At 72.3% G+C, this 18,692-nt stretch carries 19 protein-coding genes; 11 read left to right on the forward strand and 8 right to left on the reverse strand.

Annotation, left to right across the window (positions count from 1 at the left end; all coding sequences use genetic code 11):
• Positions 1-31: 31 nt before the first annotated feature.
• Positions 32-1,642: a YncE family protein gene (locus HNR19_RS04605; protein WP_179666839.1), complete on the forward strand. Its 1,611-nt coding sequence runs from the start codon at positions 32-34 to the stop codon at positions 1,640-1,642.
• A 236-nt stretch (positions 1,643-1,878) separates the two neighbouring features.
• Positions 1,879-2,661, forward strand: coding sequence for a VOC family protein (locus tag HNR19_RS04610; RefSeq protein WP_343047050.1), 783 nt, complete (start codon positions 1,879-1,881; stop codon positions 2,659-2,661).
• Between the two features lie 4 nt (positions 2,662-2,665).
• Here the strand turns inward: HNR19_RS04610 and HNR19_RS04615 are convergent, their stop codons facing one another.
• A complete protein-coding gene (locus HNR19_RS04615; RefSeq protein ID WP_179666840.1) occupies positions 2,666-4,009 on the reverse strand; it encodes an ABC1 kinase family protein in 1,344 nt (447 codons plus the stop codon).
• Between the two features lie 171 nt (positions 4,010-4,180).
• On the opposite strand from HNR19_RS04615, the gene HNR19_RS04620 reads away from it, so the two are divergent.
• Positions 4,181-5,095 (forward strand): PDDEXK family nuclease, encoded by a 915-nt coding sequence (locus tag HNR19_RS04620; RefSeq protein WP_179666841.1) that lies wholly within the window; start codon positions 4,181-4,183, stop codon positions 5,093-5,095.
• 47 nt (positions 5,096-5,142) lie between these two features.
• Here the strand turns inward: HNR19_RS04620 and msrA are convergent, their stop codons facing one another.
• Positions 5,143-5,781, reverse strand: a complete 639-nt coding sequence (gene msrA / locus HNR19_RS04625; protein ID WP_179666842.1) for a peptide-methionine (S)-S-oxide reductase MsrA — start codon at positions 5,779-5,781, stop codon at positions 5,143-5,145.
• A 108-nt stretch (positions 5,782-5,889) separates the two neighbouring features.
• On the opposite strand from msrA, the gene HNR19_RS04630 reads away from it, so the two are divergent.
• From HNR19_RS04630 to ilvA, 3 genes are read left to right on the forward strand one after another with little or no spacing between them, the layout of a single operon-like run.
• Positions 5,890-7,050 carry a cystathionine gamma-synthase gene (locus tag HNR19_RS04630; RefSeq protein ID WP_179666843.1) on the forward strand — a complete coding sequence of 387 codons (1,161 nt, stop codon included), beginning with the start codon at positions 5,890-5,892 and terminating at the stop codon, positions 7,048-7,050.
• Positions 7,051-7,084: 34 nt separating this feature from the next.
• Positions 7,085-8,419: an AI-2E family transporter gene (locus tag HNR19_RS04635; RefSeq protein WP_179666844.1), complete on the forward strand. Its 1,335-nt coding sequence runs from the start codon at positions 7,085-7,087 to the stop codon at positions 8,417-8,419.
• On the forward strand, positions 8,416-9,639 hold the full coding sequence (gene ilvA, locus HNR19_RS04640; RefSeq protein WP_179666845.1) for a threonine ammonia-lyase: 1,224 nt from the start codon (positions 8,416-8,418) through the stop codon (positions 9,637-9,639). Before HNR19_RS04635 ends, ilvA begins: the two co-directional genes overlap by 4 nt.
• A 258-nt stretch (positions 9,640-9,897) precedes the next feature.
• Here the strand turns inward: ilvA and greA are convergent, their stop codons facing one another.
• Complete coding sequence (gene greA, locus HNR19_RS04645; RefSeq protein WP_179666846.1) at positions 9,898-10,404, reverse strand: transcription elongation factor GreA; 507 nt, start codon at positions 10,402-10,404, stop codon at positions 9,898-9,900.
• Between the two features lie 165 nt (positions 10,405-10,569).
• Positions 10,570-10,974, reverse strand: a complete 405-nt coding sequence (locus HNR19_RS04650) for a DUF4307 domain-containing protein (RefSeq protein ID WP_179666847.1) — start codon at positions 10,972-10,974, stop codon at positions 10,570-10,572.
• Between the two features lie 41 nt (positions 10,975-11,015).
• On the opposite strand from HNR19_RS04650, the gene mca reads away from it, so the two are divergent.
• Genes mca through HNR19_RS04665 form a run of 3 tightly spaced genes read left to right on the forward strand, consistent with a single transcriptional unit; the run spans position 11,016 to position 12,840 of the window.
• Positions 11,016-11,912, forward strand: coding sequence for a mycothiol conjugate amidase Mca (mca, locus tag HNR19_RS04655; RefSeq protein WP_179666848.1), 897 nt, complete (start codon positions 11,016-11,018; stop codon positions 11,910-11,912).
• Between the two features lie 4 nt (positions 11,913-11,916).
• Complete coding sequence (locus tag HNR19_RS04660; protein WP_179666849.1) at positions 11,917-12,189, forward strand: hypothetical protein; 273 nt, start codon at positions 11,917-11,919, stop codon at positions 12,187-12,189.
• Positions 12,190-12,192: 3 nt separating this feature from the next.
• Positions 12,193-12,840: a LysE family translocator gene (locus tag HNR19_RS04665; RefSeq protein WP_179666850.1), complete on the forward strand. Its 648-nt coding sequence runs from the start codon at positions 12,193-12,195 to the stop codon at positions 12,838-12,840.
• On the opposite strand, the gene HNR19_RS04670 is transcribed toward HNR19_RS04665, so the two are convergent.
• Positions 12,821-13,420 carry a TetR/AcrR family transcriptional regulator gene (locus HNR19_RS04670; RefSeq protein WP_343047051.1) on the reverse strand — a complete coding sequence of 200 codons (600 nt, stop codon included), beginning with the start codon at positions 13,418-13,420 and terminating at the stop codon, positions 12,821-12,823. The genes HNR19_RS04665 and HNR19_RS04670 overlap by 20 nt on opposite strands.
• A 44-nt stretch (positions 13,421-13,464) precedes the next feature.
• On the opposite strand from HNR19_RS04670, the gene HNR19_RS04675 reads away from it, so the two are divergent.
• Both HNR19_RS04675 and HNR19_RS04680 read left to right on the forward strand, forming a co-directional pair.
• Positions 13,465-14,406, forward strand: a complete 942-nt coding sequence (locus HNR19_RS04675; protein WP_179666851.1) for a DUF5995 family protein — start codon at positions 13,465-13,467, stop codon at positions 14,404-14,406.
• A 1-nt stretch (position 14,407) separates the two neighbouring features.
• On the forward strand, positions 14,408-15,649 hold the full coding sequence (locus tag HNR19_RS04680) for an oxygenase MpaB family protein (RefSeq protein ID WP_179666852.1): 1,242 nt from the start codon (positions 14,408-14,410) through the stop codon (positions 15,647-15,649).
• 28 nt (positions 15,650-15,677) lie between these two features.
• Here the strand turns inward: HNR19_RS04680 and HNR19_RS04685 are convergent, their stop codons facing one another.
• From HNR19_RS04685 to HNR19_RS04695, 3 genes are read right to left on the reverse strand one after another with little or no spacing between them, the layout of a single operon-like run.
• The gene (locus HNR19_RS04685; protein WP_179666853.1) at positions 15,678-16,688 is read right to left on the reverse strand and encodes a sugar phosphate isomerase/epimerase family protein; all 1,011 of its coding nucleotides are present in this window, start codon (positions 16,686-16,688) and stop codon (positions 15,678-15,680) included.
• A 1-nt stretch (position 16,689) separates the two neighbouring features.
• Positions 16,690-17,832, reverse strand: coding sequence for a Gfo/Idh/MocA family protein (locus HNR19_RS04690; protein ID WP_179666854.1), 1,143 nt, complete (start codon positions 17,830-17,832; stop codon positions 16,690-16,692).
• A complete protein-coding gene (locus tag HNR19_RS04695; RefSeq protein WP_179666855.1) occupies positions 17,829-18,686 on the reverse strand; it encodes a TIM barrel protein in 858 nt (285 codons plus the stop codon). Before HNR19_RS04695 ends, HNR19_RS04690 begins: the two co-directional genes overlap by 4 nt.
• Positions 18,687-18,692: the final 6 nt, after the last annotated feature.

The raw sequence follows: 18,692 nt of genomic DNA on the forward strand, positions 1-18,692 counted from the left end.
GCGTCCGCTGCGTGATCTCGGGAGTAATCCGTTGCTTCGTCGTGCCCTCATCTCGGCTCTCGCCATCTCGGTGGCCGGCTCACTCGCACCCGTCGCACCAGCGACGGCGAAGCCCGACCGGACGCCGTCGCGCCCGGCCGCCGTACGTGCCGGTCACGTCGAGCTGACCGGCTACGCCGACCTGGTCGTGGACGACGCGAGCGGCCGGGTCTTCGTCGCGCAAGGCAGCACCCAGCTCGTTGTGGCGAGCTCCGCGCTCACCCGCGCGCGGACGATCACGCTGCCGACCCGGGCGCGGGCGATGGTGCTGGACGGCGACACGCTCTACGTCGCGGGCAACGGAGAGGCCGACGTCGTCGCGGTCGACACGGCCACCCTCGAGGTCCGGGACGTCGCGTCGTCGGTGAGCGCGTGCGCGCAGGACGTCGCTCTGGCCGCCGGGACGCTCTGGGTCGCGTCCGACTGCGAGGCCACGCCCGGCCTCACCGCCGTCGATCCCGCCACGGGCGCCACGACCGAGGTCAGCAGCAGGCGCCTCGCGCACGTCACGCGCGCGCCCGCCGGCCGACTGGTCGTGGCGGGGATCAAGGGCGACCCCGCTCTCGAGCTGCTGGAGATCGGGGACGGACCCGCACCGGCCGTCACGACGATCGCGACCCACGCCCGGCCGTTCGGCGAGGTCGTCGACATGGCCGTCGTCCCCGGCGAGGAGCGGATCTGGGTCGCGCTCGCCAACCACGACGTCGGGTGGTACGACCTGGGCACGCTGGACGACCTGGACTACCGATCCGCCTACGGGACGCCGTCCGTGGCGTCCCGCGCCGACGGCCTCGTGGCAGTCGCTGGGGGCAGGGCCGTGAGCTTCTACGAGCCGGACGGGCGCTGGTACGGCGACGTGACGGCCGCGCGGGCCGGTGAGATCTTCCCTGCGGGCCTGGCGTTCGGGGGCGTGCACGCGTACGTCGCGGTCGATCCGCCCCGTGCCGCGAGGGCGCCGTACCTCGTCCGGGTCCGGGCGGGGCGGGAGAGCCGCATCGTGAAGGGGCCGTTCCGGAGCCGGAGCGTCGACGCGGGCACGGACATCCGCTTCAGCGGGAGGCTGGTCGCCGACTCGTCCAGCCGGGAGGTGCTCGTCTACCGGCGTACCAGGACCAGCCAGGACCAGCTCCTCAGGACCCTCACCGTCGGGCCCGACGGTCGCTTCTCCGGCACCGTCCGCGCGACCCAGACGATGCAGATCCACGTGGTCTTCAAGGGCGACGCCGACACGCTGCCGTCGTCGGCGACCTACGGCAGGATCTCGGTGGATCCGCGGGTCCGGTCCGGCCTCCGCGGGGAGGTCCGGGTCGAGCGCGGGGTGGCGGTCTACCGGTCGGACGCACGCGTGGTGCTCGCGGGAACCGTCCGCCCGGCGGCGCCGGGTGCGTGCGTCAAGGTGATCCTGTGGGTGCGACGCGAGGGCAGGTGGCGCATCGCCGGTGACGTGTGCGCCCGCCAGAGCGGGCCCGGGCGCTTCCGGGTCATCTTCCCGGGAGACGCCTCCTACGTCGGGCGCACCTGGAGCCTGCAGGCCACGGTGCGGGCGAACGCCTACTACAACGACGGCGAGGACGACCGGAAGGTCTTCCGGTTCATCAAGTAGCCCCTCGTCCGAGCGGGCGCAGACCGCCGTGCGGCCCTCCGGGGAGTGGGAAGTATCCCGGCGGACCGCACGGCAGCGGCTTCGATGAGCCCTCCGCGGTCGGGCGTCGGACGCGGCGTGGGGAGCCGTTCTTCGTCGTCACCCGACGGGGATGACTTTGGTGGTCGCGGTCACACCCGTGCAGTTTCTTTCAACTAGCCGATGGTCAAGCATCAAGAGGCCGTAGCGTCTTAGGCGTGAGCACGCACCGTGACCCCGTCTCCCGGCCGCTCTGGATGACCGCGTTCCTGGACTTCGCGCCCGGGCACCTCGCGGAGGGCGCCTCGTTCTGGTCGGCGCTCACCGGCTACGGGCTGAGCCCGGTGCGGGGCACGGCGGGGGAGTTCGCGACCCTCGAGCCGCCGGAGGGCGACGCGTTCCTCCGCGTCCAGCGGCTGCGCCTGGGCAACGACCGCATCCACCTCGACCTCCACGTCGCCGACCTGCGCGCCGCCGCCGCCCACGCGGTCACGCTCGGCGCGAGCGAGGTCGCCGACCACGCGGAGGACGGGTACGTCGTGCTCACCTCGCCCGGAGGCTTCGAGCTCTGCTTCGTCGGCAACGGCGAGTCGGCCCGCCCGCGTGCGACCGCCTGGCCCACCGGGCACGAGTCGCTCCTCGACCAGGTGTGCATCGACGTACCCCACGACCGCTTCGACACCGAGCGCGCGTTCTGGGCGGCGCTGACCGGATGGCCCGAGCGCGCGTCCGCGGTGTCGACGGACTTCTGCTCATTGGAGCGCCCCGACGGCTTCCCGCTGCGGCTGCTGTTCCAGCGGCTCGGCGCCGACGACGCCGGCGACCGCACCCGGGCCCACCTCGACTGGGCGACGACTGATCGGGCCGCCGAGACCGAGCGTCACGTCGCGCTCGGTGCCGAGGTGCGTGACGTCCGCCAGGTGTGGACCGTGCTCAGCGACCCGTTCGGCCGGGCCTACTGCATCACCGACCGCCACCCGGTGACCGGACAGCTCACCTGAGCGCTCAGGCCGGAGCGCTCGGCGCGAAGCCGGGGAGGAACTCCTCCATCAGCGCGCGGAACGGCGCCTCGGCCTCGAGCTGGCTCATCACGCCCACGCCGCCCACCGTGGTGCGGTGGATGAGGAGGTACGACGGCGGCAGGTTGAGCTTGATCGTGACCGTGTAGGCGGGGTCCTTCGGGTTGTTGAGCCGCTGGAACTGCTCGCGCATCCACTCGCGGGAGAACCGGAAGCGCTCGACCCTGGTCGGCTCGGCGAACGGCCCGAGGTAGTCCATCACCTGCTCGGGATCGATCCGGATCCGGTCCTTCACGAAGCCCTCGGCCCGCAGGCCCTCCATCACCGCGTCGGCGTCGCCGTCGGCACAGAGCCGGACGATCCGGCCGAGCGGCGCGGGCAGGCCGCGCTCGGGCAGCCGCGCGATCGCGCCGTAGTCGAGCACGCCGAGTCGGCCGGGGCTGCCGTCGTCGTTGGGGATCACGCGGTAGTTGCCGGGGTGCGGATCGGCGTGGAGCAGGCCGGTGCGAGACGGGCCGGAGAAGAGGAACCGCGCGAACAGCTCGCCGTAGTGGTCGCGCTCCTCGCGCGTGCCGTCGGCGATGACGGTGGCCAGCGAGCCGGCGGAGTCGAGCCACTCGGTGACCAGCACCCTTCTGCCGACGTCGACGACGTCGGGCACGACGATGTCGGGGTCGTCGCGGAAGGTGGCGGCGAACTCCCGCTGCGCCTCGGCCTCGAGCAGGTAGTCGAGCTCCTCCACCGCGCGGGCCTGTATCTCCTCGACCAGCGGCTTCATGTCGACCCCGGGGATCAGGGGGCCGATCGCGCGGGCCGCGCGGGCGAGCGTCTTGAGGTCGGACTCGAGCGCCGCGCCGGCGTCCGGATACTGCACCTTCACGGCGACGTCGCGGCCGTCGTACCACCGACCGCGGTGGACCTGGCCGATCGACGCGGCCGCGGTCGGCGCGCCGTCGAGCCAGACAAGCTGGTCGCGCCAGTCGTCGCCGAGGTCCTCGGCGAGCACGTCGCGCACGGTCTGCGTGGGCATCGGCGGCGCGGAGTCCTGGAGCTTGGTCAGCTGCTCGCGGTACGGCGCCGCCATCTCCTCCGGGAGCGCGGCCTCGAGCACCGACAGCGCCTGCCCGAACTTCATCGCGCCGCCCTTGAGCTCACCGAGCGTGCGGAAGAGCTGCTCCGCGGTGCGCTGCTGGACCTCCGACATCACCGCCTCGGCCGGCGCCCCGCCGAGCCGCTTGCCGAACCCGACCGCGGTCCGGCCGGCGTAGCCCAAGGGAAGAGCCGCCAGCCGGGCCGTGCGTGCCGCAGCCTTGCGGGGGAGATCCGCCATGGGCACATTGTCCCGGGTCGATGGTGACCGCACAGTGAATGTCAGCGGTAGGTGTCGATCCGTGGCGGAGGTCGTAGGAGCCAGAGTGGTCTATAGGTCACTCTCACTCCTACGACCTGCCGCCTGTGGAGGGCCGGCACGCGAGCGGCCGGTGTGATCCATCCTGTTGGCATGGCTCGGGCGGACTGGAACGCGTTGGCGACGGCTCAGTGCGGCCTGATCACGCGCGCTCAGCTGGCGGAGCTGGGCATCGACCGCTGGGCGATCCGGCATCGCATCGCGACGGGACGTTGGGTCGAGCTCACGCCGGTGGTCATCGGAACCACGACGGGTCCGCTGACCCGCGAGCAGCTGATGTGGCTCGGCGTGCTCCACGCCGGTCGCGACGCCGTGGTCGGCGAGCTCACGGCCGCCGAGGTCGCGGGCCTTCGCAACTGGCACCGCGACCACGTCTCCGTGTTGATCGACAAGGACGCGAAGGTGGGCGCGGGCTACGAAGGAGTCGAGTTCGTGAAGACGCGGCGGCCGCTGCCCGCGCTCCGACGCCCGTGGGGCGGGCTCCCTGTGTGCCGGCTCGAGCCCGCCGTCCTGCTCTTCGCCTCGCGCCAGCGGTCGGTCCGGACCGCGGAGGGCGTGCTCGCGGCGGTGGTTCAGCAACGGTTGACGACGCCCGAGGACTTGCTGGCTTGGTTGGAGCGGTTGCAGCCGATCAAGGGAGCGGCGAGGTTCCGCCTGTCGTTGACCGACATCGCGGGCGGCGCGCAGTCCGTCGGTGAGATCGACGTCCGCCGGATGTGCCGGGAGTTCGGCCTCCGGCTGCCCGACCGACAGGTCCGCCGGCGTGACGCGTCAGGCCGACTGCGGTTCACCGACTGCGAGTGGCGGCTGGAGGACGGGCGCGTCCTCGTGCTGGAGGTCGATGGCGGCTTCCACATGGAGGTCGAGCACTGGGAGGACGATCTTGCGCGCCAGCGGGCGCTCACGGCGCCCGACCGCTTGGTCGTCCGCTGCACGACGCGTGAGCTTCGCGACCAGCCGGACGTCGTCGCCCGCGATCTGCGCCTCCTCGGCGTCCCCGCCGCCTGAGTCGTAGGAGTCAGAGTGGTCTATAGGTCACTCTCACTCCTACGACCTCACGCGGGGAAGGGGATCCCCGTGTTGGCGTGGCAGCGATAGCCGTTGGGCACCTTGTGGAGGTACTGCTGGTGCACCGGCTCCGCGTAGTAGTACTCGCCCGCCGGCTCGATCTCGGTGGTGATCTCGCCGTAGCCGCGCCGACTGATCTCGTCGCCGTAGATCTTGGTGAGCTCGCGCGCGGCCTGCTCCTGCTCGGGCGTCGTGTAGTAGATCGCGGAGCGATACTGCGTGCCGATGTCGTTGCCCTGACGCATGCCCTGGGTCGGGTCGTGGACCTCGAAGAACTTCTTCACCAGGTCGGCGTAGGACACCTGGGCCGGGTCGAACACGATGCGCACGGCCTCGGTGTGGCCGGTGCGACCGGTGCAGACCTCCTCGTAGGTCGGGTTCGGCGAGATGCCACCCGCGTAGCCCACCGAGGTAGACCAGACGCCGGGCGTCTGCCAGTAGATCTCTTCGGCGCCCCAGAAGCAGCCGAGACCGAAGACGGCGACCTCCATGCCGTCGGGGACCTCGTCGGTCACGAGGGGGGTGCCGAGCACCTCGTGGCGCTCGGGCAGGGGGAAGGCGGGAGCGGCGCGGCCGGGCAGGGCGTGCTCGGCGTCGACCATCTCGGTCTTGCGGCTGGCGAACATGCCTCCATTGTCTCCGGGTGCGCAAGGTGTCGGAGGTTTCGAGGCTCCTCGCTGCGCTCGTCGCACCTCAACCACCGACGCGGGCGGGGCGTGAGTAGGGTCGGAAGGGTGAGCCAGGAGCGACAGCACAAGACCGGCTTCGAGACCCGCGCCATCCATGCGGGCTACGACCCGGATCCCACCACCGGCGCGGTGATCCCGCCCATCTACGCGACCTCGACCTACAAGCAGGACGGCGTCGGCGGGCTGCGCGGCGGCTACGAGTACAGCCGCAGCGCCAACCCGACGCGCACCGCGCTCGAGGGCGCGCTCGCGGCCCTGGAGGAGGGGGAGCGCGGCTTCGCGTTCGCCTCCGGCCTGGCCGCTGAGGACACGCTGGTCCGCGCGCTGTGCCGGCCGGGCGACCACGTGGTGATCCCCGACGACGCCTACGGCGGCACCTTCCGGCTCTTCGACAAGGTCGAGCAGGCCTGGGGCCTCGCCCACAGCCCGGCGCCGGTCGACGACGTCGACGCGGTGCGCGCCGCGATCCGTCCCGGCCAGACCAAGCTCGTGTGGCTCGAGACGCCCACCAACCCGCTGCTCAACATCGGCGACATCGAGGCGCTGGCGGGGGTCGCCCACGACGCGGGCGCCCTGCTGGTCGTCGACAACACGTTCGCGTCGCCGTACCTCCAGCAGCCGCTGACGCTCGGCGTCGACGTCGTGGTCCACTCGACCACCAAGTACGTCGGCGGGCATTCCGACGTGGTGGGCGGCGCGCTCGTCGTGCGCGACCTCGAGGTCGCCGACAAGGTCGGCTTCCACCAGAACGCGATGGGCGCGGTGCCCGGCCCGTTCGACAGCTTCCTCACCCACCGCGGCATCAAGACGCTCGGCGTGCGGATGGACCGCCACTGCGACAACGCCGAGAAGGTCGTCGACTTCCTGACGTCGCACCCGGCCGTCGGCACCGTGATCTACCCCGGACTGGAGTCGCACCCCGGCCACGAGGTCGCGCAGCGCCAGATGAAGCGATTCGGCGGGATGATCTCGTTCCGCTGCACCGGCGGCGAGGACGCCGCGCTCAAGGTGTGCGAGCGGGCCGAGGTGTTCACGCTCGGTGAGTCGCTCGGCGGCGTGGAGTCGCTGATCGAGCACCCGGGCCGGATGACGCACGCCAGCGTCGCGGGCACCGACCTCGAGGTGCCGGCCGACCTGGTCCGGCTCAGCGTCGGCATCGAGACCGCCGACGACCTGATCGCCGACCTGGCCAACGCGCTCGGGTGAGGCACGACCACCGGTCGGCCACTAGCCTGCGTGCATGACCCCCGAGGACCCGCCGCCGGTCGAGCCGGAGGCCGAGCCGGCGGCCGAGGAGTCCCACCACGCCCGACGGTGGCGCCGCGACAGCGAGGAGAGCCTGATTCACCGGTTCGTCCAGGTGCTGGCCGACGCCCGTGAGGAGCGCCGGGCGGAGCCGGGGCCGATCGCGACCGGGCCGTCCAAGGTGGGCCGCGCCGACGTACCGGTGGGACTCGACCTGGCCGCTGCGTGGGGGTGGCGCCTGCTGGTGATCGCGGGCGCGTCGTACCTGCTGATGTGGCTGGTCGGCTACTTCGCGGTCGTCACGATCCCGCTCGCGGTGGCGCTGCTCGTGAGCGCGCTTGCCGCGCCGTTCGTGGCGGGCGTGCAGCGGATCGGCGTCCCGCGCGGGCTGGCCGCGTTGCTCGTGGTGCTCAGCGGCTTCGCCGTGGTGGGGGCGCTGCTGACGTTCGCCGGGCAGCAGGTCGCGAGCGGCGCCGAGGACCTCGCCAACTCGACGGTGCAGGGGCTCGACGAGATCCGCGAGTGGCTGCGCGACGGCCCGCTCAACGCGAGCGACTCGCAGATCAACGACGCCATCGAGCGCGCTCAGGAGATGATCACCGAGCAGACGCAGGACGGTGAGGTCGTCAGCCGCGTGACCGAGTTCGGTACGGCGATCGGGCACGTCGTCGCCGGGTTCTTCATCGCCCTGTTCGCGACGTACTTCTTCCTCGCCGACGGCGACCGGATCTGGGGCTGGCTGGTGCGGCTCGCGCCGCGCGCCGCCCGCGAGCGGGTCGACAGCTCCGGACGGGTCGCGTGGGTCTCGCTGGTCCAGTTCGTGCGCGCGACGGTGATCGTCGCGATGGTCGACGCGGTCGGGGTGATGATCGGTGCCGCGATCCTCGACGTGCCGTTCGTGCTGGCGATCGGCGTGCTTGTGTTCCTGGGCGCGTTCATCCCGCTGATCGGTGCGACGATCGCGGGCATCGTCGCCGTGCTGGTCGCGCTCGTCGACCAGGGCCCGGTCACCGCGCTGATCATGCTGGCCGTGCTGATCGGCGTGCAGCAGCTCGAGGGCCACATCCTCCAGCCGTTCCTACTGGGGCGCTGGGTCCGGCTCCACCCGCTCGGCGTGATCGTCGCCCTGGCCGGCGGCGTGCTCGTCGCCGGCATCGTCGGCGCGCTGGTGGCGGTGCCGCTGGCCGCCGCCGCCAACGCCGTCGTGCTGCACCTCGCGGAGCTGTCGAGCTCCGTCACCGAGCCGACCGTCGACGAGGACGACGACGGCATCCCCGACGAGGCCGAGCAGGGGCTGGAGCCCCCCGGCGCAGAGGAGGTCACCTCGTGACGATCGGCCTGCCCGAGATCGAGTCCGTCCGCGGGCTGGTCGACGCCGTCGCCGTACGGACGCCGCTGGTGGAGTCGCGCTGGCTCAGCTCGGAACTGGACCTCCCGGTGTGGCTGAAGTGCGAGAACCTCCAGCGCACCGGGTCGTTCAAGGCGCGCGGCGCCGCGGTGCGGATCGCGCGGCTCACCGAGGAGGAGCGGTCACGCGGCGTCGTGGCCGCGTCCGCCGGCAACCACGCGCAGGGCGTGGCGCTCGCCGCGCAGCAGGCCGGCATCGCGGCCACCATCTTCATGCCCGACGGCGCGCCGATCCCCAAGGAGCGCGCCACCCGGGGGTACGGCGCCGAGGTCGTCTTCCACGGACGGACCCTCGAGGACGCACTCGGCGCCGCCCGCCAGCACGCCGACGAGACCGGCGCCGTGTTCGTGCACCCCTTCGACCACCCCGACATCGTCGCGGGGCAGGGCACCGCCGGCCTCGAGATCATCGAGGACCTGCCGGACGCCGCGACCGTGGTCGTGCCGACCGGTGGCGGCGGCCTGCTCGCGGGCGTCGCTCTCGCGGTGAAGGAGCGCCGGCCGGGGACGCGGGTGGTGGGGGTGCAGGCGGCCGCGGCCGCGGCGTTCCCGCCGTCGATGGCCGCGGGCCACCCGATCCGGCTGCCGGAGATGTCGACGATGGCCGACGGCATCGCGGTCGGTCAGCCGGGGGACCTGACGTTCCAGCTGGTGCGCGACCACGTCGACGAGATCCACACCGTCTCCGAGGAGTCGCTGTCGCGGGCGATCGTCGGCCTGGTCGAGCGGGAGAAGCTCGTCGTTGAGCCGGCGGGTGCGGCCGGGGTCGCGCTGCTGCGTGACGTCGTGCTGGGCGAGGCGACGTGCGAGCTGCCGGGGCCCGTCGTCGTGATGCTGTCGGGAGGCAACGTCGACCCGCTGCTGCTGGGCAAGGTGATCCAGCACGGTCTCAGCGCGGCGCGGCGCTACCTGCGGCTCGAGGTCACCCTGCGTGACTCACCCGGGGGCCTGGCCGAGCTGCTCGCCGAGGTGGGTGCGGCGGGGGCCAACGTCATCGAGGTCATGCACGAGCGGGTGTCGCCGACGCTGCGGCTGGGTGAGGTGGACGTGCATCTGCAGCTGGAGACGCGGGGGGAGCCGCACACGGAGGCGGTGTTGGCGCGGTTGCGGGAGTGTGGGTACACGGTGGTCGAGCGGGGGTAAGTGTCGCCGGCATCCTGTCGGACCGGCGACACCCGGCTACGCCGTGCGCGGCCTGCCGTGGCACCCGGCTGCGCCGGGCGGTGCCGTTCCGGCTTGCTCGCTCCGCCGCGCTGCGGCGCTCTGTGGTTGCGCGCCGCTGGGCGCGGGGCGCCGGCGCGTCGTCGCGAAATCGCCGGCACGTCACCGCCCGGCTCCGCCCTGTGTCACGGAGCCCGCGCACTCCGCCGGGTGGCGCCGGTCGCGAGCGCTGGCTGGGGGTCAGCCGGTGTAGGGCTTGGCGTCGAGGATGACGACAGTCTGGGGCTTGCCGTTGACCTCGTAGGTGACGGTCTCGCCGCGCTTGTGGCCGTTGATGGCGGCGCCGAGGGGGGCCTGGGGGGTGTAGACCTTCAGGCCCTCGGGCTCGACCTCGCGGGCGCCGAGGAGGAGGAAGGTCTCGGCCTCGTCGTCGTCGTCGCCCTCGAACTTGAAGGTGACGACCATGCCGGGCTCGACGACGCCGTCGTCCGGGGGCGTCTCGCCGACCTCGGCGCGGCGCAGCATGTCCTTGAGCTGGTCGATGCGGCCCTTGATGCGGCCCTGCTCGTCGCGGGCGGCGTGGTAGCCGCCGTTCTCCTTGAGGTCGCCCTCGTCGCGGGCGGCGCTGATGCGCGCGATGATCTCGGCCATCTGCGGACCCTCGAGGTCGGCGAGCTCAGCCTGGAGCTTGTCGTACGCGTCCTGGGTGAGCCAGATCGTGTCCTGGTTCGTTCCGGTCTGCGTCATCGCAACTACTCCTACCTAGCTTCAGACGGGCCCGAGACGGCCTGTCGACGGGGGTACTAGCAAATCGACCGCCCGGGGGAGTGACCCCAAGGCGGCAGACAGGCAAGTCTAACAATCTTGTGACCGGGAGGTGGATTCTTCGGGTTTTCGCAGGTCAGGCCGGGGTCACCGGGGTCGCGGCTGGCCCTCGGTGGTGCATCCGACGAGCTCGACGGCGGTGGGCCGGCGCTCGGTGTTGATGCTGACCTCGTGGTCGGGACCCTCGCCCTCCACGGGGGTGAAGGAGACCTCGCCGACGATGGCCTTGTCCTCCGAGATCGCGCGCACGGTGCAGTCGGCGTCGACCCAGCCGTCGCCGTAGGTCACCCGGACCACGGCGGTCGTCTCGTGGTCGTCGACCTGGTCCCAGGTGAGCAGCTCCGACGACACGGCGGGGTCGGCGTGGAAGAGGGCGGTCCAGGCGAGCCAGCCGCCGAACAGCACGGCCACGACGACGGCCGCTCCGACGACGATCCTGCGCCGCACCGGCGACGGGGCGCCGTACCGCTGGGAATCGGTCGATGCGCTCACCGGTTCATGCTCCCATGGCGCATCTCAATAGACTCCCGGGCATGCCCACGAGCCGCGCCGGCCTGCGCCTCATGCACGTCCACGCCCACCCCGACGACGAGTCGAGCAAGGGTGCGGCATCGACGGCGAAGTACGTCGCCGAGGGCGTCGACGTCCACGTCGTGACGTGCACCGGCGGCGAGCGCGGCTCGATCCTGAACCCGAAGATGGACCGGCCCGGCATCCTTGAGAACATCCACGAGATCCGGCGCCAGGAGATGGAGCGCGCGCGCGACATCCTCGGCGTCACGCAGGACTGGCTCGGCTTCGTCGACTCCGGCTGGCCGGAGCCCGACGAGGAGGGCAACAAGCCGCCGCTGCCCGAGGGCTGCTTCGCGCTGGTGCCGCTGGAGGAGGCGGCCGCGCCGCTGATCCGGCTGGTGCGCAGCTTCAAGCCCCACGTGATGACGACGTACGACGAGCGCGGCGGCTATCCGCACCCCGACCACATCATGTGCCACCAGGTGTCGGTCTACGCGTTCGAGAAGGCGTCGGACCCGACGTACGCCCCGGAGCTGGGGGAGGCGTGGCAGGTCAGCAAGCTCTACTACCACCACAGCTGGAGCTACGAGAAGATCACCGCGCTCCACGAGGCGATGCTCGAGCACGAGCTGGAGTCGCCGTACACCGAGCGGCTCAAGGAGTGGAAGCGCGAGCCCGACTGGGAGAAGCGGGTGACCACGAAGGTGCCGTGCGCCGAGTACTTCGGCGTGCGCGACCAGGCCCTGCTCGCGCACGCGACGCAGATCGACCCGGACGGGTTCTGGTTCCAGATCCCGCGCGAGCTCCAGCAGAAGGTGTGGCCCACCGAGGACTACGAGCTGGTGACCAGCCACGTGGAGAGCACACTGCCCGAGGACGACCTCTTCGCCGGCATCACGGCCGAGGTGGGAGACTGAGGGCATGTTCGTCCCCCTGATCGTCCGTGCCACCGAGGATGCGCCGGAGGCCAACGACGTCGTCGCCGGCTGGACCGGCTTCGCCGTGTTCGTCGGGCTGATCCTCGCCGTCGTCGTGATCGCGTTCTTCCTCGTGCGGTCGCTGCGCAAGGCGGACAAGGCGGAGGACGAGGGTCTCTACGACCACAAGCCGACGCGCGGCGCCACCGCCACCGGCACCGGGGGCAGCACCAGCAGCACCGGCAGCACGGTCGAGCCGACCGAGAAGAGCGACTGAGCCATGGTCGGCATGGACCAGCTGCTCGGCTTCGGCCTGGCCGCGCTGGTCCTCATCGTCATCCCCGGGCCGAGCGTCGTGTTCACCGTCGGCCGGGCCGTCGCCTACGGCCAGCGGGTCGCGCTCGCGACGGTCGTCGGCAACACCGCCGGCCTCTTCCTCGTCATGGTGCTCGTGGCCGTCGGCCTGGGCGCGGTGGTGGCGCAGTCGATCCTGGTGTTCACCGTCATCAAGCTCGCCGGCGCCGCCTACCTTGTGTGGCTCGGCATCCAGGCGTTCCGGCACCGACGCGAGCTGCAGCTCCACCCCGACGGGCGGACGCCGCTGACCTGGCGCACCGCGGTGCGGCAGGGCTTCATCGTGGGCGTCACCAACCCGAAGGCGTTCATGATCTTCGCGGCGCTGCTGCCGCCGTTCGTCGACCGTGACCTCGACGGCTTCTGGCACTCGGTGCCGGCGCAGATGTTCGTGCTGGGCTCCGCCGCGGTCGTGCTCGGCCTGCTGTGCGACTCCGTGTGGGCGCTCGCCGCGGGTCGCGCGAGGGACTGGTTCGCCGGCTCCCCGAAGCGGGGCAGCGCCCTCGGCGCCGTCGGTGGTACGTCGATGATCGGGCTCGGTGTCGGGATGGCCCTCACCGGTCACCGAAGCTGAGGTATCCGCTCACCAGCGCGAGGATCTCCTCGACCAGCTGGTCGCGCGTGACCGGCGGCTGGTCGAGCACCCAGCGCACGGCGAGCTGCTCGAGCGCGATCACCACGACCCACGCGGTCACGGCCGGGTCGGGGCGGTGGCTGGTCTCGGGGCGGGCGGCGAGGAACGTCGCGACCAGGTCGCGCACCCGGCGCTCCAGCACGGTGAGCCGGTCGCGGTTGCGCGAGATCGGCAGCTCCTCGGCGACGACGCGCAACACCGCCGGGTCGTCCTCGAGCGCGGCGATCAGGGCGTCCGCGGTGTCGCGCACCATGGCCGGGCCGAACGTGCCGATCCGGTCGGCCAGGGCCGCGGCGACCTTCTCGGCGACGTCGTCCCAGTAGCGGTCGACGACGACGTCGACGATCGCCGCCTTGTCCGGGAAGTACTGGTAGACCGACCCCGGGCTCACGCCGGCGGCCGCGGCGACCCGATTGGTCGAGAACGCGTCGTAGCCGTCGGACACGAGCACGTCGCGGCCGGCCGCGACGATCCGGTCGACCATCTGGCGGGAGCGGGCCTGGCGGGGTGTCTTGCGCACAACGCGAATGGTATGCGAGTGATGACTCGCGTTAGGTTCGGGGCATGGTTCTCCCTTCGATCCGGGCGGCGCTCGGCGGGGTCGTCGCCCTCGTGGCGGTGCTCTCGCCGAGCCCGTCCGCCCACGCCGATCCGGTGCCGCCCGACCCCGACCCGGTGCGCGGCATCGTGCTGCCGCCGCTCGACCTGGTCAACGGCCTGCTGCCGCCGCTGCCGGTGCCCGGCGCCGACTACGCCGGCGACCTCTGCCGGTCCGGCGGCGACGAGTGCATCGACGAGGTCATCGCCCGGATGGAGCCGCGGCTCGAGCGGCTCGCGGCCTCGTGCTCGCACAGCGCGGTCTTCTCGCTGGCCTACCTGCGGGTGACCGAGAACGTGCGCGACGCCGTGCGCTCGGGCTACTTCGAGGACGCGCAGTGGCTCAACCGCGTCGACACGATCTTCGCCGAGCTCTACTTCGACGTGACCAGCCGGTGGGAGAGCGGCCGGCGTACCGGCATCCCGGCGGCCTGGCGGATCGCGCTCCAGGCCGAGGACGACCAGAAGATGAGCGGCCTGGGCAACTTCCTGCTCGCGATGAACGCCCACATCAACCGCGACTTCCCCTACGTCCTCGCCGAGGCCGGGCTCACCGCCCCCGACGGCACCAGCCACCGGGCCGACCACCTGCGCTACAACAAGCGCCTCGACTCGCTCTACGCGCCCGTGTTCGCCGAGGAGGCGCGGCGCTTCGACCCGACGTTCGACGACATCGACGTCGGCACGCTCGAGGAGACGGTCGCCGGCGTGATCATGCGCGGCTGGCGCGAGATCGTGTGGCGCAACGCGGAAGCCCTGGCCCTCGCCCGGACGCCGCTCCAGCTGCGGCTGGTGCAGACCGAGATCGAGACGTACGCCGCGACGCAGGCGCTGCTGATCCGGCAGTTCTTCACCGCGCGACCCGAGCGCCGCAACGCGTGGTGCGCCGAGCACGGACTGGAGGGCTGACATGACCGCCGCAGAGATCGACCGCCCCGCGCGGACCTTCCCCACCCGCTTTCGCGAGGGCGAGGCGCGCGCGGCCCGGATGGGTCGTCCGCTCCGCATCTTCGGCCGGGTCCGCGAGGTCGACGAGGAGCTGATGCAGCGCATCGGCCGCGCGATGACCGAGCGCGACGAGCTCGGCGGACGGCTCGCGGAAGCGATCCGAACGCGAGCAGGCGACCCCGGCAAGGTGACCCTGCGACAGCTGCGCACCGCGCTGCACGAGGGCCTCGACGCCGTACCGGACGCACCTCCGGCCCTCGCCGACTTCATCCGCACCAACACCGAGGTGCCCGACTGGGTCGAGTGGGACCTCGTCGAGGAGGGCGCCCGGGTCTACAACCGGCTCGGCCAGAACGCGGCCGACGTGCTCACCCAGCTCTCCCTCGTCGGCGGCTACCGCTTCGGCGGCCCGACCGACCTGCTCGTCGCCACCGGCGGACTCACCGGCGACATGACCCGGCGCCGCCTCGCCGAGACCCAGAAGTGGGCGATCACGCTCGGGCAGCCGGGCGCGCTCGAGCCTGGGGGCGAGGCGTGGCGGCTCACCCTGCACGTGCGGGCGATGCACGCACTCGTCAACGCCGAGTTCGCCGACACGTGGGACACCGAGCGGTGGGGCCTCCCCATCAACCAGGCCGACCTCGCGTCGACGCTCGGGCTCTTCGACGGCGTGCTGCTCATCGGGTCGCGCGCCCTCGGCGCCCGGGTGACCCGCGCCGAGTCACGGGCGGTCATGCACCAGTGGAAGTGGATCGGCTACCTGATGGGCGTCGACGACGACTTCCTCGTCGACAGCGAGAGGGAGCGCCACCGCATCAGCTATCACGTGCTGCTCGCCCAGTCCGACATCACCGATGCCGGCCCGCAGCTCGCCCAGGCCGTCGTCGAGGCGCAGGCCGACCGCACCTACCCCGGGTGGCCGGCCGGGCTCCAGGGGCTGCGCGCGAAGTGGGAGCAGGAGCGGCTGCTCAGCATGCTCACCGTGTTCCTCGGACCGACCAGCATGCGCGAGCTCGGGCTGCCGCTGCGGCCTCCCTGGGCGCACGCGTACGTCGCGGGCCTCAACCTGTGGCGGTACGGCGTGCTCAACCGCACGCGGTGGGGCCGGGAGCGGATGGACCGCTGGGGCGCGCGGGTCAGCCAGCGGATCCTCGACAGCTACTTCGGCGACGAGGCCGAGGACGTGGGCCAGTTGCGCGCCTGACGGCGCAGCGGATGACGAGCCGGAGCGGCTACTGCTCGCTCTGCTTGGAGAAGGCAGCGTCGAACGACGCGGCCGGCGGGTCGTAGTCGAACCGGCGCAGGAACTCCAGCGCCTCCGGGGCGCCGTGCAGGCGGTCCATCCCTGCGTCCTCCCACTCGACCGACACCGGTCCGTCGTACCCGATCGCGGCGAGCGCCCGGAAGGAGTCCTCCCACGGCACGTCGCCGCGGCCGGTGGACACGAAGTCCCAGCCGCGGTGCTGGTCGCCCCACGGCAGGTGCGAGGAGAGGATGCCGTTGCGGCCGCCGCCCATCCGCATCCGGGTGTCCTTGCAGTCGACGTGGTAGATCCGGTCGGCGAAGTCGGTGATGAACGCGACCGGGTCGAGGCCCTGCCACATCATGTGGCTGGGGTCCCAGTTGATGCCGAACTCCGGCCGGTGGTCGATCGCCTCGAGGGTCTTCACCGTGGACCAGTAGTCGTAGGCGATCTCCGAGGGGTGCACCTCGTGCGCGAACCGCACGCCCTCCTCGGCGAACACGTCGAGGATCGGGTGCCACCGGTCGGCGAAGTCCTGGTAGCCGCGGTCGATGCGCTCGGCCGGCACGGGAGGGAACATCGCGACGTACTGCCAGACCGACGAGCCGGTGAAGCCGACGACGACGTCGACGCCCATCTTCCGCGCGAGCCGCGCGGTCAGCTTCATCTCCTCGGCGGCGCGCTGCCGCACGCCCTCGGGGTCGCCGTCGCCCCACACGCGGTCGCGCACGATCGCCTGGTGCCGGAAGTCGATCGGGTCGTCGCAGATCGCCTGCCCCGTCAGGTGGTTGGAGATCGCCCAGCACTTCAGGCCGTAGCGCTCCAGCAGCGCGAGCCGCTCCTCGACGTAGCCGTCCTCGTCCACGCGCCAGGCGTCGAGGTGCTCGCCGGAGACGGCGATCTCGAGCCCGTCGTAGCCCCACTCCGCCGCGTGCCGCGCGACCTCCTCGAGCGTCAGGTCGACCCACTGGCCGGTGAACAGCGTGAAGCGCTTGCCCATCTCATGCTCCTTCTCGTACGGCGACCCGCCGGCCGTCGTCGCCGGCCGACTGCTCGATCGCGGCGAGCACCCGCTGCACCGCGAGCCCGTCGGCGAACGACGGCTGCGGGCTGGTGCCCTCGGCGATCGCGGTCAGGAAATCGGCGGCCTGGCTGGTGAACGTGTGGTCCCATCCCAGCACGTGCCCCGGCGGCCACCAGGCCGAGAGCCACGGGTGGTCCGTCTCGGTGACGAGCACCCGGCGGGCGCCGGCCGCAACGTCGTCGGGCCGGTCGAGGACCATGAGCTCGTTGAGGCGCTCGAGATCGAACGCGACCGAGCCGCGGTCGCCGTACACCTCGAGGGTGAGGCCGTTCTTGCGACCGGTGGCCATCCGGCTCACCTCGACGCTCGCGACCACGCCGGAGCCGGTCTCGAGCGTGGCCCACGCGGCGTCGTCGACGGTGACCGGCTCTCGTCCCTGCGGACCGGTGCGCTCCGGCACGAACGTGCGTAGGTGGCCCGACGCCGCGACGACCGGGTCGCCGAGCAGGTAGTGCAGCTGGTCGACCACGTGCGAGCCGAGGTCGCCGAGCACGCCGCTGCCCGCCTGCTCCTTGCGCAGTCGCCACGTCATCGGCGCGTCGGCGTCGGCCAGCCAGTCCTGGAGGTACGCCGCCCGCACCTGGCGCACCGCGCCGATCCGGCCGTCCGCGATCAGCTGTCGTGTCAGCGCGAGCGCCGGCACCCGGCGGTAGTTGAAGCCGATCATCGCCCGCACCCCGCGGGCCTCGGCCTCGCGCGCGGCGGCGAGCATCGCCTCGGACTCGGCGACCGTGTTGCTGAGCGGCTTCTCGACGAGCACGTGCTTGCCGGCGGCCAGGGCGGCGAGGGTGATCTCGGCGTGGCTGTCGCCCGGCGTGCAGACGTCGACCACGTCGACGTCGTCGCGCTCGATCACGCTGCGCCAGTCGGTCGCGGACTCCGCCCAGCCGTAGTGGGACGCGGCCTCCTTGACGGCCGCTTCGTCGCGCCCGACCAGCACCTGCTGCCGCACGGCGGGGACGCCGGGGTAGAAGGCGCGCACGTTGCGCCAGGCGTTGGAGTGGGCCTTGCCCATGAACGAGTAGCCGATCACGGCCACCCCGAGAGGTTCGCGGGTCATCGCTGTGCTCCTGTCTGGCGCAGGAACGCCAGTCCCTCGGTGGCGAGGGCGTCGGGGGAGGCGGCGAGCGGCCGCCAGATGGACGCGGCGACCGCGATCGCCGCGTTGTCGGGGGTGAAGCTCTCGATGACCAGCGGGCCGTCGTAGCCGACCTCGTCGAGGGCCGCGAGCAGCGCGTCCCAGTCGGTCTGGTCGCCGCCGGGCGCGCCGCGGTCGCTGCCGCACACCTGCACGTGCACCAGGTGCTCGCCGGTGCGCCGTACGGCGTCCGCGCTCGAGCGCTCCTCGATGTTGAGGTGGTAGGTGTCCAGCGCCAGGCCGAGGGCAGGGCCGAGCAGCGGCCCGAGCGCCTCGAGCGCCTGGTCGACGGTGTTGACGAGGGAGGTCTCGTAGCGGTTGAGCGGCTCGATGCCGATCCGCACGCCGCGCTCGCCCGCGTGGTCGACGACCGGCGCGAGGTTGGCGCGCCACTCGGCGTAGGCGGCCGCGCGCTCCTCGGGAGCGAGCCGCCAGACCCGGCCGGTCTGCGCGTAGAAGGGTCCGCACACGGCCGGGGCGCCGATCGCGGCGGCGAGGTCCACGCAGGCCTTCAGGTAGTCCTGGGTGGCGGCCACGCAGTCGGCGTCGGTCGCGACCAGGTCGCGGCCGGGCGCCATCGCGCCGACGACGTACGGCGCGAGGCCGGTCTCGGCGAGCGCGGCGGCAGCGAGGTCGGGGTCGATGTCGCCGGGGTTCTCCAGCGGCAGCTCGACCGCGTCGAAGCCGAGCGCGCGGATGTCGCGCAGCAGCCCCGGCAGGTTCGCGTCGGCCAGGGGCGAGGTCCACACCCAGGTGTTGACGCCGATGGGTCGCACGGCGGG

The sequence above is a fragment of the Nocardioides thalensis genome, from assembly GCF_013410655.1.
GTDB classification, from domain to species: Bacteria; Actinomycetota; Actinomycetes; order Propionibacteriales; family Nocardioidaceae; genus Nocardioides; species Nocardioides thalensis.